The organism is Oxalicibacterium sp., from assembly GCF_057353965.1.
The window spans coordinates 87,311-101,318 of the sequence record NZ_JBMQZD010000006.1 but is presented as its reverse complement, the minus strand read 5'-3'; the positions used below and the strand labels follow the sequence as shown (position 1 = coordinate 101,318).

Annotated in this window: 12 protein-coding genes and 1 tRNA gene; 12 read left to right on the top strand and 1 reads right to left on the bottom strand. The window is 60.3% G+C overall.

Annotated features, from left to right (window positions below):
• Positions 1-6 precede the first annotated feature (6 nt).
• The 11 genes from nirD to ACO1VH_RS11415 all read left to right on the top strand — a co-directional run bounded on the left by nirD (position 7) and on the right by ACO1VH_RS11415 (position 12,484).
• Positions 7-369, top strand: coding sequence for a nitrite reductase small subunit NirD (nirD, locus tag ACO1VH_RS11465; protein ID WP_486244599.1), 363 nt, complete (start codon positions 7-9; stop codon positions 367-369).
• A complete protein-coding gene (locus ACO1VH_RS11460; protein WP_486244598.1) occupies positions 366-3,143 on the top strand; it encodes a nitrate reductase in 2,778 nt (925 codons plus the stop codon). Before nirD ends, ACO1VH_RS11460 begins: the two co-directional genes overlap by 4 nt.
• A gap of 52 nt (positions 3,144-3,195) precedes the next feature.
• Positions 3,196-4,173, top strand: coding sequence for a DNA-binding protein YbiB (ybiB, locus tag ACO1VH_RS11455; protein WP_486244655.1), 978 nt, complete (start codon positions 3,196-3,198; stop codon positions 4,171-4,173).
• A gap of 5 nt (positions 4,174-4,178) precedes the next feature.
• A complete protein-coding gene (gene cobA / locus ACO1VH_RS11450) occupies positions 4,179-4,976 on the top strand; it encodes a uroporphyrinogen-III C-methyltransferase (protein WP_486244654.1) in 798 nt (265 codons plus the stop codon).
• Positions 4,977-5,107: 131 nt separating this feature from the next.
• The gene (locus ACO1VH_RS11445; RefSeq protein WP_486244597.1) at positions 5,108-6,304 is read left to right on the top strand and encodes a BaiN/RdsA family NAD(P)/FAD-dependent oxidoreductase; all 1,197 of its coding nucleotides are present in this window, start codon (positions 5,108-5,110) and stop codon (positions 6,302-6,304) included.
• Between the two features lie 100 nt (positions 6,305-6,404).
• Positions 6,405-6,839, top strand: coding sequence for a VOC family protein (locus tag ACO1VH_RS11440; protein ID WP_486244596.1), 435 nt, complete (start codon positions 6,405-6,407; stop codon positions 6,837-6,839).
• Positions 6,840-6,991: 152 nt separating this feature from the next.
• A complete protein-coding gene (gene rpsU, locus ACO1VH_RS11435) occupies positions 6,992-7,204 on the top strand; it encodes a 30S ribosomal protein S21 (RefSeq protein WP_011870001.1) in 213 nt (70 codons plus the stop codon).
• A 183-nt stretch (positions 7,205-7,387) separates the two neighbouring features.
• Entirely contained in the window at positions 7,388-7,837 is a 450-nt protein-coding gene (locus tag ACO1VH_RS11430) for a GatB/YqeY domain-containing protein (protein WP_486244595.1), read from the top strand.
• 34 nt (positions 7,838-7,871) lie between these two features.
• Entirely contained in the window at positions 7,872-9,680 is a 1,809-nt protein-coding gene (gene dnaG, locus ACO1VH_RS11425) for a DNA primase (RefSeq protein ID WP_486244594.1), read from the top strand.
• Between the two features lie 231 nt (positions 9,681-9,911).
• On the top strand, positions 9,912-12,389 hold the full coding sequence (gene rpoD / locus ACO1VH_RS11420) for an RNA polymerase sigma factor RpoD (protein ID WP_486244593.1): 2,478 nt from the start codon (positions 9,912-9,914) through the stop codon (positions 12,387-12,389).
• A 16-nt stretch (positions 12,390-12,405) separates the two neighbouring features.
• A tRNA-Ile gene (locus ACO1VH_RS11415) sits at positions 12,406-12,484 on the top strand.
• An 88-nt stretch (positions 12,485-12,572) separates the two neighbouring features.
• Here ACO1VH_RS11415 and ACO1VH_RS11410 read toward each other — a convergent pair.
• Entirely contained in the window at positions 12,573-13,388 is an 816-nt protein-coding gene (locus ACO1VH_RS11410; protein ID WP_486244592.1) for a ParB N-terminal domain-containing protein, read from the bottom strand.
• 334 nt (positions 13,389-13,722) lie between these two features.
• Here ACO1VH_RS11410 and ACO1VH_RS11405 point away from each other — a divergent pair, with 334 nt between their 5' ends.
• Positions 13,723-13,968: a hypothetical protein gene (locus ACO1VH_RS11405; protein ID WP_486244653.1), complete on the top strand. Its 246-nt coding sequence runs from the start codon at positions 13,723-13,725 to the stop codon at positions 13,966-13,968.
• The last annotated feature ends 40 nt before the right edge of the window (positions 13,969-14,008 follow it).

Here is a 14,008-nt window from a genome sequence, read left to right as displayed (position 1 = left end):
ACAGAAATGTCGAATCAATGGAAAGTCATCTGCCGCGTCGAAGACATCCCGGTACTGGGATCGCGCGTCGTCAATCGCGCCGGCAAGCCGAACGTCGCGATCTTCCGCAACAGCGAGAACAAGGTCTTTGCACTGCTGGACCAATGCCCGCACAAGGGTGGTCCGCTGTCGCAAGGCATCGTGTTCGGCGAGCGTGTTGCCTGCCCGTTGCATAACTGGAGCATCGAACTGCAATCGGGCTGCGCGCTGGCGCCGGATGAAGGCTGCACGCAGAAATTCGCCGTGAAGGTCGAAAACGGCGATGTGTCGCTCGATCTCGCCGAACTCAACGCGCCGTCCGAAGCGGTGAAAGGACTTGCCGCAGCATGAACGACGTGACGGCCCCTGCCGCGCTGAAGGAAAGCAAGGCGACCTGCTGCTATTGCGGCGTCGGCTGTGGTGTCATCGTGCAGACCGACGGCGCACAAGTCGTCGGCGTGCGCGGCGATCCTGACCATCCCGCGAACTTCGGGCGGCTGTGCACCAAGGGCAGTACGCTGCACCTGACTGCGCGCGATGCATTGCAGCAGCAGGCGCGTGCATTGCATCCCGAAATACGCCTCGTGCGCGACATGAAGCGCGAGCGGACCAGTTGGGATACCACGCTGGATTTCCTCGCGAAGAAATTCGCCGACACGATCGCCGAACACGGGCCGGACAGCGTCGGCTTTTATATTTCCGGTCAGCTGCTGACCGAGGATTACTACGTCTTCAACAAGCTGGCGAAAGGCTTGATCGGCACCAACAACATCGACACCAATTCGCGCTTGTGCATGTCGAGCGCGGTGGCCGGCTACAAGCAGACGCTGGGCGCGGATGCGCCGCCGGCCTGCTACGAGGATATCGAGCAGGCTGATGTCGTTTTCATCGTCGGCTCCAACATGGCGTACGCGCATCCCATCCTGTACCGCCGACTGGAAGCGGCGCGCAAGGCGCGGCCGGAGATGAAGGTAATCGTCGCCGATCCGCGCCGTACCGATACCGCGCGCGACGCCGATCTGTTCCTGCCCATCCTGCCGGGTACCGATGTCGCGCTGTTCAACGGCATGCTGCACATCTGCCTGTGGGAAGACCTGATCGATCCGGCATACATCGATGCGCATACCGAAGGCTTCGCCGAACTGAAGCGCACGGTGCGCGACTACACGCCGAAGTTCGTTGCGGAAACCTGCGGCATCAGCGAGGAAGATCTCGTGACCGCCGCGCGCTGGTTCGGCGAATCGAAAGCCGCGCTGTCGCTGTACTGCCAGGGTTTGAACCAGTCGTCGGCCGGCACCGCGAAGAATGCGGCGCTGATCAACCTGCATCTGGCGACGCATCAGATCGGCAAGCCGGGCGCGGGGCCGTTTTCTCTGACCGGGCAACCGAATGCGATGGGCGGACGCGAAGTGGGCGGCATGGCGACGCTGCTGTCTGCGCATCGCGACATTGCCAATCCAGCCCATCGCGCCGAAGTGGCAAAGCTGTGGGGCGTGGGTGATGTGCCAGCGACGCCGGGCAAGAGCGCGGTCGAGATGTTCGAGGCGTTGCGCGACGGCGGTATCAAGATCATCTGGATCGTCTGCACGAATCCGGCGCAATCGATGCCGGAGCAGAAGATGATCCGCGAAGCGCTGAAGAAAGCGGAACTGGTGATCGTGCAGGAAGCGTATCGCACGACGGCCACCTGCGATTTTGCCGACGTGCTGCTGCCGGCGACGACGTGGAGCGAGAAGGAAGGCACGGTCACCAATTCCGAGCGCCGCATCACGCGCTTCAAGCCGGTATTGGACAAGCCGGCAGAGACGCTGCACGACTGGGAAATTGCTGTGCGCTTCGCGCACCGGCTCGAAGCATTGTGGAAGCGCGAACGCACGCTGTTTCCGTACGACGATGTGGAATCCGTCTGGAACGAACATCGCGAATCGACGCGCGGCCGCGATCTGGATATCACCGGCCTGTCGTATACGATTCTCGAACAGCAGGGGCCGCAGCAATGGCCGTATCCGGAAGGCGCACAATCCGGCAAGCAACGCCTGTATGCGGATGGCATATTCGCTACCGCATCGGGGCGCGCGAAATTCGTCAATACCGTCTATCAGCCGGTCGCGGAAAAAGTCGATGCACGTTTCCCTTTCCATCTGACGACGGGGCGCTTGCGCGATCAATGGCATGGCATGAGCCGCACCGGCACCGTCGCGCAACTGTTTTCGCATGCGCCGGAGCCGGCAGTCGTGCTGTCGAAGACCGACATGGAACGTCGGCTGCTGAAGGATGGCGACCTGGTGCACGTGACCAGCAAGCGCGGCTCGCAGATTTTGTCGGCGGTCGCCGGCGACGACATGCGTGCCGGGCAGGCCTTCATCGGCATGCACTGGGGCGAGGAATACGTGTCCGGCCGCGGCAACGGCGACGGCACGTTCGGCGTCAATGCATTGACGACGCCGGCCTACGATCCGAGTTCCAAGCAGCCGGAACTGAAGCATGCGGCCGTCAAGATTCTGAAGGCGGAACTGCCTTGGCGCATGGTTGTGTTCGGTTGGGTGGAGGAATCACGATTGCTGACCTTGCAGTCGGAATTGCGTCCGCTGATGCGCAAGTTCGCGTATGCCTCGTGCACGCTGTTCGGCCGCGACAAGGTCGGCGTGCTGTTCCGCGTGGCGGACGATTACGCAGCGGAGAAAAGCCTGATTGACGATATCGAGAGCCGCTTCGGCATCGTCGGTGCGCAGGTGCTGCGCTACGACGACCACAAGCGCGGCAACGGCCGCCACATCCTGATCGGCGACGGCACGCTGCAGGCGGTGTCGCTGTCCGGCGATCTGTCTGCCGAGCACTGGCTGAAGCAGTATCTGGAAGCGGAGCAATCGGTCGCCAAGCTGGGCCGCCTGCTGCTGATGCCGACGGCAAATCCGCCGCAGGGTTTCAAGTCGCGCGGCCGCATCGTCTGCAATTGCCTGAACGTGTCGGAAACCGAAATCACCGATGCGCTGGCGTCGCACGCGGGCGGCGATGCGCTGGCGATGCTGCAGCAGAAGCTGAAGTGTGGCACGAATTGCGGTTCCTGCGTGTCGGAACTCAAGAAGCTGATCGTACAGCAGCCGCTGCACGCGAAGGCGGCGTGAGATGTCTGCATTGCCGCTGCCGGCGACAGCGCTTTCGGTGTACCCTGCGCGCATGAATACTTCGACGACTTCAAACGAACCATTCAAGGCCGCGCCTTTCATCAAGGAAATCGGCCGCGGCGTGAAGGGCGCGCGCAGCCTGTCGCGCGACGATGCATACCAACTCTACGCGGCGATGCTCGACGGCCGGGTTTCCGATCTGGAAATGGGCGGCATCATGCTGGCGATGCGCATCAAGGGCGAATCGGTGGCCGAACTGGACGGTTTTCTCGCAGCGGCCGAAGCGTCGTTCGAACTGATGCAGGCGCCGGCCGGTGAATATGCGCCCATCGTGATCCCGACCTACAACGGTTCGCGCCAGATGCCGAACCTGACTCCGCTGCTGGCATTGCTGCTGGCACGTGAAGGTGCGCCGGTTTTCATCCACGGCGTGACAACCGATCCGGGGCGTGTGGCGACGGCGGAAATCCTGCAGCAGATGGGTTATCCGCTGTCGCACACGCATGCGCAAGCAGCGGAGCAGTTCGCGCGTCGTGCGCCGGTGCTGATGCCGATCGACGATCTTGCGCCGCGCCTGTCGCATCTGCTGGCGATGCGCCGCATTCTCGGCGTGCGCAATTCGACGCATACGCTGGTGAAGATCATGCAGCCGTTCGCGCAGCCGGCATTGCGGCTGACCTCGTACACGCATCCCGAATACCTGACGACGCTGACCGAATATTTCTCGACGGCTGCACCACAATCGCGCGGCGACGTCTTTCTGATGCGCGGCACCGAAGGCGAAACGGTCGCCAATGCGAAGCGCGCGCAGCAGATCACGTGGATACACGAAGGCCAATGCACGGTACTGGTGCAAAAGCAGGAGCCGGTCGATGAAATGCCACCGCTGCCGGCTTCACGCGAGGCCGATGTGACGGCGCGCTGGATAGAAAAAGCCTTGCGCGGCGAGGAACCCATCCCTGCACCGATTGCGGAGCAGGTGGAACAGTGTTTGCTTATCTCAAGGCAGATAAACAGCAGGCCAAGGTAACGAAAATGCAAGGCGCAGTGCAGCAACAGGAACAACAACGCGGCAAGGTTTTTCTGGTCGGTGCCGGCCCCGGCGATCCCGAGTTGCTGACACTGAAAGCCGTCAAGGCAATCGCGCAGGCCGATGTGATCCTGATCGACGATCTGGTCAATCCCGAAGTGCTGCAGCATGCGCCGGCCGATGTGCGTGTCGTGCATGTCGGCAAGCGCGGCGGCTGCAAGCAGACGCCGCAGGAATTCATCGAACGCCTGATGCTCTCCGAAGCGCAGGCCGGCTATTGCGTCGTGCGTTTGAAAGGCGGCGATCCCTTCATCTTCGGCCGTGGCGGCGAGGAGCGCGATCATCTGCTGACGCAGGGGATTGAGGTTGACGTCGTCAACGGCATCAGTAGCGGCCTTGCCGCGCCGGCTTCGATCGGCATTCCGCTCACGCATCGCGATTGGACGCAGGGCGCAGTCTTCATCACCGGTCACGGCAAAACGCCGGATGCGAATCCCGATTGGAACACGCTGGCGAAACTGGATCTGACGCTGGTCATCTATATGGGCGTGGCGCGTTGCCGCGAAATCCAGTCGGCCTTGCTGACCGGCGGCAAATCGGGCGAGACGCCGGTTGCCGTGATCCAGTCGGCCACCGGTGCGGCGCAGGCACAATTGATCACGACGCTGCAGCAACTGCCTGACGCGCTGGCGCAATCGGGCATCGGCAGTCCGGCGATCATCGTTGTCGGCGATGTGGTGCGTTGTGCGATGCAGGCGACGTTCGATTTGCCTGCGGCGCTACCGCAACGGCTTTCTGCCTGATTCTTCCGATTCGGTGATGCGACGGTCGTCATGCCGTCGCGGATGGCATTACATCTGATCGCTCGCCGCTCATCACGTTTACAATCACGGCTTTGCAATTTTCAGCCTGATGCCCGGGCGACAGGCAAGCCATGACCCAACATTACGACGTCGCCGTCATCGGCGCAGGAGCCGCCGGCATGATGTGCGCATCGGTTGCCGGTCAGCGTGGCCGCAGCGTCGTGCTGATTGATCATGCATCGCGCCTGGCGGAAAAGATTCGCATCTCGGGCGGCGGTCGCTGCAATTTCACCAACATCGACGCGACGCCGCAAAACTTCCTGTCGCAGAATCCGCATTTCTGCAAAAGCGCATTGGCGCGCTACACGCCGCGCGATTTCCTGTCGCTGATGCAGCGCTATCGCATTCCGTATCACGAGAAGCACAAGGGCCAGCTGTTCTGCGACAACTCGGCAGAAGACGTCATCGGCATGCTGAAGGCCGAATGCACGCTCGGCAATGTTGCATGGCGCATGCCGTGCAAGGTGCAGGCGATCGGCAAGAACGGTGAGCGGTTCCGCATCGAGACTGACCACGGCGAGATCACGGCGGACAGCGTCGTCATCGCGACCGGCGGCCTGTCGATTCCGAAGATAGGCGCGACCGATTTCGCCTTCCGTATCGCCAAGCAATTCGACCTGAAGATCGTCGCACCGCGTGCTGGTCTGGTTCCGCTGACCTTCGATGCATTGTCCTGGCAGCCTTTCGTGCCGCTGGCTGGTGTGTCGCTGCCGGTGGAAGTCGAAACGGGCGCAAAAAAGGCACGCGGCTGGTTCAAGGAAGACTTGCTGTTTACGCATCGGGGTTTGTCGGGCCCGGCCATTCTGCAGATTTCCAGCTACTGGCAGGATGGTGCGCCATTGACGATCAATCTCGCACCGGAGACCGATATCGCCGAAGCGCTGATCGAAAGCAAGGCGACCAGCAAGAAGAATCTCGGCAACCAGCTCGCGCAATGGCTGCCGTCGCGGCTGGCCGACGAATGGCTGCTGGCGAACGGCTTCCGTCCCGATGCGCGTGTTGCTGACATGCAAGACAAGCAGTTGCGGCAACTCGGCGCCTCGCTGAACAGCTGGGCGATCACGCCGAATGGCTCCGAAGGCTATCGCAAGGCGGAAGTGACGCTGGGCGGCGTCGATACACGTGAACTGTCGCAGCAGACGATGATGGCGAACAAGGTGCCGGGACTGTACTTCGTCGGCGAAGCGGTCGACGTGACCGGCTGGCTGGGAGGCTACAACTTCCAGTGGGCGTGGGCTTCCGGCGTGGCAGCCGGGCAGGCGATCTGATTGCTGATTTTTGATGATTTCTGCCGGTGTGTCGATTGCTGACAACAACTGTCAGCAGCGTCGGCTAGCATCGCTGCATTCCATCAAAACAGGAGGCGGTATGAGCGACGAAATTTCCGGTACTTCCCCGAGCATCATTTCCCATGTGTCGATCGGCACCAACCAGTTCGACAAGGCGCGCGTTTTTTACGACGCGGTGCTGGCGACGCTGGGCATTCGCGTGATCATGGAGCATCCGGGCGCGGTCGCCTATGGCCGCCAGTATCCGGAGTTCTGGCTCAATGTGCCGTACGACGGACGGCCAGCCAGCGTGGGCAACGGTTTTCATATCGGCTTCATCGCAGCCGACAAGGCGCAGGTGCATGCGTTTTACGAAGCGGCGCTTGCTGCGGGCGCGGCCGGCGACGGGCCGCCGGGTCCGCGACCGGCGTATGGCGAGCCGTATTACGGCTGCTTCGTCCGCGATCCGGAAGGCCACAAGATCGAAGCAACCTATTGGGATGCGGAGTTGAGCCGCCAGCTGTACGGCGAGTGAGCAAGGCAGGATGCGTCAATCGTGAGAATTGCTATTTCGGCAATTCATGCCGGCATGCAGTGGCGTATGCGGACAACAGGCCGGCTTCCATTTGCCGACCATGGCTGCTATAATGCACGACTCACTACCACAAACATGGATTGGTTCTTTACATGACCACGATTCGCCTGAAAGAAAACGAGCCGTTCGAAGTTGCAATGCGTCGCTTCAAGCGCACCATCGAAAAAACCGGTCTGCTGACCGATCTGCGTGCGCGCGAGTTTTACGAGAAGCCGACTGCAGAGCGCAAGCGCAAGCTCGCCGCTGCCGTAAAGCGCCACTACAAGCGCATCCGCAGCCAGCAACTGCCCAAGAAACTGTACTGATTTCCCGCTGATCTGCGCATCCGTAGAAGAAGCGCAGTTTGGGAAATCGGTTGAAACCCGCTCCGGATGTCCGCAGCGGGTTTTGGCGTTTTATGATCGATGAGATCAATGTGCGATCGATGCAGGTGGCAGACTCACCGATAGATGCGTCGAATGATTAACCGATAGCGAAGCGGAGCAAAAATGGGCCTGAAAGCACAGATCACCGAAGACATGAAAACCGCGATGCGCGCCAAGGATAGCGGCAAGCTTGGCGCTATCCGGTTGATTACCGCCGCCATCAAGCAGAAGGAAGTCGACGAGCGCGTCGAACTCGACGATGCGCAGGTGCAGGCCGTCATCGAAAAGATGATCAAGCAGCGCAAGGATTCGATCACGCAATTCGAGGCAGGCGGCCGTCAAGATCTGGCCGATATCGAAAAGGCCGAACTGGCCGTGCTGTCCGCCTACATGCCGGCCGCGCTGTCGAACGATGAAGTGAAGGCGGAAGTCGCTGCAGCCGTCGCTGCCACCGGCGCCGCCGGCCCGCAGGACATGGGCAAGGTCATGGGCATCCTGAAGGGCAAGCTGGCCGGCCGTGCCGACATGACGGCCGTTTCCGCGCTGGTGAAGGCAGCACTGACCAAAGCCTGATCGCGTTGGCGATCGCAACGCGCCAGGCACAAGCGTGATCCCGCAGTCGTTCATCCAGGATCTGCTGAACCGCGTCGATATCGTCGACGTGGTCGGCCGCTATGTGCAGCTGAAGAAGGGCGGCGCCAACTTCATGGGGCTGTGCCCCTTCCACAACGAGAAATCCCCGAGCTTCACGGTCAGTCCGACCAAGCAGTTCTATCACTGCTTCGGCTGCGGCGCGCACGGCACTGCGATCGGTTTCCTGATCGAGTATTCGGGCATGGGTTTCGTCGAGGCGGTCAAGGATCTGGCGCAGGGCGTCGGCATGATCGTGCCGGAGAGCGAAGACCGCCTGCCGCCGGCGCAACGCGCGGAACAGCAGGCCAAAAGCATGGCCTTGTCGGAAGCGATGACGCGCGCCTGCGACTACTACCGTCAGCAACTGCGTCAGGCCGATCGCGCCAAGCAGTACCTGATTGGCCGTGGTCTGACTGGCGAAATCGCTGCACGTTTCGGCCTCGGTTATGCGCCGGACGGTTGGGATGGTCTGCGCGCCGTGTTTCCCGATTACGAGGCCGACGCGCTGGTCGAAAGCGGCCTGGTGATCGACCGCTCCGAAGAGGAAGACGGCAACCGCAACGGTCGCAAACGCTACGACCGCTTCCGCGACCGCGTGATGTTCCCGATTCGCAATACCAAGGGGCAGGTGATCGGCTTCGGTGGACGCGTGCTCGATGCGGGCGAACCGAAATACTTGAATTCGCCCGAGACGCCTTTATTTCAGAAGGGCAGCGAGCTGTACGGCCTGTTCGAGGCACGGCAGGCGATACGCGAAGCCGGCTATGCGCTGGTGACGGAGGGCTATATGGACGTCGTCGCGCTGGCGCAGCTGGGTTTCCCGCAGGCAGTGGCTACGCTGGGGACTGCCTGCACGCCTATCCACGTGCAGAAATTGCTGCGCCAGACGGATCGCGTCGTCTTCAGTTTCGACGGCGATGCAGCAGGCCGTCGTGCCGCGCGCCGTGCGCTGGAAGCCTGCCTGCCGCATGCAGGCGATAACAAGGTCATCAAGTTCCTGTTCCTGCCGAGCGAGCACGACCCGGACAGCTATATTCGCGAACTGGGCGCAAATGCTTTCGAAAAGCAGGTGCAGGATGCGATGCCGCTTTCGCAATTTTTGCTGAACTTGGCGACCGGCGACAACGACCTGCGGACGCCGGAAGGCCGTGCGCGCGCGCAGTTCGATGCGAAACCGCTGCTGCAGGCCTTGCCGCCATCGGCATTGCGGCTGCAGATCGTACGCGGACTGGCGCAACTGACCGAAAGCACGCCGGCCGAAATCGAAGCGCTGTTCGAACTGGCGCAACCGGTAGCCAAGGCGCGCGTGGCGCCGCCGCGCGCGAAGCGTACCGCACCGGTCGGGCTGGAGCGCCAGATCATGCGCCTGCTGGTTGCGCACCCGGCGTTGGCGTCCGAGTTGGATCAGGCGTCGCTGGATGCATTGCTGCATTCGGCGTTCGATCCGGCGGAGATGCTGGCGCAGCTGGTGACGGCCGCGCATGCGCTCGGCCCGCATGCCAGTTTTGCAACGCTGGCGGAAGTGCTGCGTGCAAGCGGTCCGGATTTCGAACCGCTAATCGCCGAGATCGCCGCCGAGCCCGAATCGGACCCGGATGCCGCTCGCCTGGAACTAGCCGGCGCGATCCGCCAGAATCGCATGAAGGCGCTGCGCGACGAGCTGGAGCAACTGGTGGCAGGTGGTTTGGCGGGCAGTGAGGCGCAGGCGCGTTATCGCGAACTGAGCATGCAACAAGAGCAATTGCGGCGCGAAGCGCAGGCGGAAATGGCGCGACGCGACTGAAACCACGCTTGTACAGAGGGGGATGGCACCCCCATATGCTATAATGAAAGGCTTTCGATTCAACGCCTTACGTCAGTGAATACAGCACGAATGTAGTGAATCGAAAGAAGGAAACAGTTAACTTTGCGCGGGGCGATAAGCCGAAGTTGCATGCGCAAAATCTGCCTGCCGGACAATGCAGCAACGTTCCGGGGCATAACCCACTTGGTAGTTGATCCAATGGCGAACGCAATGAAGAAACCCGCGAAAACCCCGACCGCAGCCAAGAAGGCCACTGCGGCAAAGTCGACCAAATCCGTTGTGAAGAAAACAGCAGCCGCCAAGACGACACCCGTCAAGGCAAAGGCTGTCGCACCCAGCAAAAAGGCAGCAACGCCGGCAGGCAAGGCTGCAACCAGGAGCACTGCGACCGCAGTGAAGGCTCCTGTCAAGACTGCAGCCAAGGCCGCGACCAAGGTCGTTGCGAAGCCAGCACCATCGAAAGCGCCTGTGACAAAGAAATCCGAAGTCAAACCAGCAAGCAAACAAACCAAAGCAGCAGAAGCAAAGATCGAATCGCGCAACGTCTCGGCTGTCAGCCAGACGACCGACGCCGCCGCTCTGGCTGCGATCGACACCTCCGGCTACATTCTGCCGTCTGTCAAGGTACCCGGCCGCCGCGGCCGCAAGCCGAAGGAATTCCAGCCGGAGAACGATGAAATCGCCGCATTGAACGCCGTCGAGCGCGCCGAACTGAAGGCCGCCGACAAGGCCAAGGCGCGTGATCGAAAGGCCAAGGAAAAGGCCCTGCTGAAGGATGCATTGTCCGATGCCGAGGCAAGCGAGGAAGAACTTGAAGCGCGCCGCCAGAAACTCATGGCGCTGATCAAGCTCGGCAAGGAGCGCGGCTTCCTCACGTATTCGGAAATCAACGATCACCTGCCGGACAACATCATCGATCCGGAAGCGATCGAAGGCATCATCGGCACCTTCAACGACATGGGCATCGCCGTCTACGAACAGGCGCCCGACGCGGAAACGCTGCTGCTGTCCGACAACGTCGCCAGCGGTGCGAGTGATGAAGAAGCCGAAGCAGCTGCCGAAGCAGCGCTGTCGACCGTCGATTCCGATTTCGGCCGCACGACCGATCCGGTCCGCATGTACATGCGCGAGATGGGTTCGGTCGAACTGCTCACGCGCGAAGGCGAGATCGATATCGCCAAGCGCATCGAAGACGGTCTGCGCGACATGATCCAGGCGATCTCCGCATGTCCGACGACAATCGCTGAAATCCTGCAGGCGGCCGACCGCATCGGTAACGATGAGATCAAGATCGACGAGATCGTCGATGGTCTGGTCGACCCGAACGCGGCTGAAGAACAGCCGGCAGCTGCTGCGGCGGCACCTGCGGCTTCGTCGGATGACGATGAAGAGGAAAGCGACGACGAGGAAGAAGAGGAAGAAGAGGAAACCAATACCGGCGGCGGCGCGGCGGGCTTCTCGAGCGAACAGCTCGAGCAACTCAAGCGCGATTCGCTCGCCAAGTTCGCTGATATCGCCGCGCAGTTCGACAAGATGCGCAAGGCTTACGAGAAGGAAGGCTACAACTCCAAGCCGTACGTGAAGGCGCAGGAAACGATTTCCAACGAACTGCTCAGCATCCGCTTCACCGCCAAGGTCGTCGAGAAGCTGTGCGACACGCTGCGTGCTCAGGTCGAGGAAGTGCGTCAGATCGAGCGTCAGATCCTCGACGTCGCGGTCAACCGCTCCGGCATGCCGCGTTCGCATTTCATCAAGGTCTTCCCGGGCAACGAAACCAATCTCGCCTGGGTCGATGGCGAAGTAGACGGCAATCATCCGTACAGCGTCGTGCTCGGCCGTAACGTGCCGGCCATCAAGGAGCTGCAGCAGAAGCTGATCGACCTGCAAGCGCGCGTCGTGCTGCCGCTGCCGGACCTGCGCGCCATCAACAAGAAGATGGCCGCCGGCGAGATGAAGGCGCGCAAGGCCAAGCGCGAGATGACCGAGGCCAACCTGCGTCTGGTGATCTCGATCGCGAAGAAGTACACGAACCGCGGCCTGCAATTCCTCGATCTGATCCAGGAAGGCAACATCGGCCTGATGAAGGCGGTGGACAAGTTCGAATACCGTCGCGGCTTCAAATTCTCCACGTATGCAACGTGGTGGATTCGTCAGGCCATCACGCGTTCGATCGCCGACCAGGCGCGCACGATCCGTATTCCGGTGCACATGATCGAAACGATCAACAAGATGAACCGCATCTCGCGTCAGATCCTGCAGGAAACCGGTGCAGAGCCGGACCCGGCAACGCTGGCGATCAAGATGGAAATGCCGGAAGACAAGATCCGCAAGATCATGAAGATCGCGAAGGAGCCGATCTCGATGGAAACGCCGATCGGCGACGACGACGATTCCCATCTGGGCGACTTCATCGAGGACAACAACACGCTGGCGCCTTCGGACGCAGCGCTGCACGCCTCGATGCGCGGTGTGGTGAAGGATGTGCTCGATTCGCTGACGCCGCGTGAAGCCAAGGTGCTGCGCATGCGTTTCGGTATCGAAATGTCGACCGATCACACGCTGGAAGAAGTCGGCAAGCAGTTCGACGTCACGCGCGAGCGCATCCGTCAGATCGAAGCGAAGGCGCTGCGCAAGCTGCGCCATCCGTCGCGTTCCGACAAGCTGAAGAGCTTCCTCGAAGGCAACTAAGCTTTAACCAGGTTACGGGCCTCTAGCTCATGCTTGGTTAGAGCAGCGGACTCATAATCCGTTGGTGCCCAGTTCGACTCTGGGGAGGCCTACCAAAAAATGAAAGGCTTACGCTTCGGCGTAAGCCTTTTTTCATTGGGGCGCGGATTTTTGCTGCAATCCTGCTGCATGCGATTTCATGCTTTATTGTCCATTGCGCGATTCTGCGAGTGCAATCGTCAGGTTCTGTACCTTCTTTTTAAGGAGATCGCGTTCTTCCGTCAGTTCAAGCACCAGGATCGATAACCGCTGAATCTCGATCTGTTCGGCGGATGCATCTTCCGGCAGGGGCGGAGGCAGAGGACGCGGCTTGGGCGGAAGTTTTGCCGCACGTACTTGCCTTGCCGTTTCACGCAATTCCTTCTTTCCGCCGGCAGCTGCGGCGATCTGCTTTTCGGCTGGCAGTGTGGCGACGACAGCTGCCGCGTTGATCGATATCTCTCCCGATTTGATGGCATGAATCAATTCAGGTGCGGCCGATTTCTGGATTTTTTCGATTTGCCCCAGCGTCACGTTACTGACGCGTGCGGCGCGTGCGATTTCCTGCCGCGATAATGTGCGTTTGGGTTCTGCCGGGCTTGCAGGAATTTCAGCGCTTGTATCGGCAGGCGGATTTTCTTCCTGTTGCCGAACCAGCCGCGCAGACAGAATATCTTTCTTGCGCAAGGCAAGCACGCCTCTCTGGAAATCGGACACGCTGCGCCTGCCGAGATGATTGTCGATCATCCACAAGTGAACATCGTCCATGGACTGGAAGGACGTGTTTTGCACGGTATTGAAGGGAAGGCCGTGTTTCTGGCAGATGCCGTAACGATTATGGCCGTCAACCAGAATGTCTCCCCAGAGAACCAGAGCATCGCGGCATCCTTCGTTCAGCAGGCTGTGTTCCAGTGCGGCGAATTCATCCTGTGTGAGCGGATCGATATAGGCGCGCAACTCTTCTTTGATAATGATATTCATGCGGTAGCGGGGTAAAAGGCGGTCGCCAGTTTACCGATGATCGCATGAACACTCAATTCGAAAAGAGGCGTTCCGCTTGTCCAGAACGTTCGCAGTTCAATGCTTTTCAGGTTTGGAGAAGCGCGGCGAGTCTGAGATTGACTTGGCGCCTCCAGTTCGCAAGACAGAAGGTCTATAAGGCAATAAAGACATAATGTCCTAGGGCTTTATGTCCAATGTTGAACTCTATTTGCTTAACCTAAAATAAGCTGACTTCAATGGAGATGTCATGCTGTGTTTTGAGGCAATCCTCCTCACGATAGATAGTGTCAAGTAATAGCCTGGAAATACTCAAATAATGGACTGGGTCCCTATAGTCTTCGTTACCTTCAAGCTTCTCGTGCTCTGCATCGGTATGTTTTTCGCCATCAAGTGGCATTACGATCAAGGGAAAAAAGGGAAGCAGATGGAGAAGGAGATGCGCGCGGTGCTATGCGCGGGCGGCAAGATAGCCGCAGTTTTCGTGCTATTGCTCCTGGGCTTGGCGCTTGTCACCTTCATCTTTGTCAGGAAGCTCGGTTTGGACTTGACCTTCTCATGATGGCAAAGAATAGTCGGCCGATTCAGTGATGCGGCAGCAA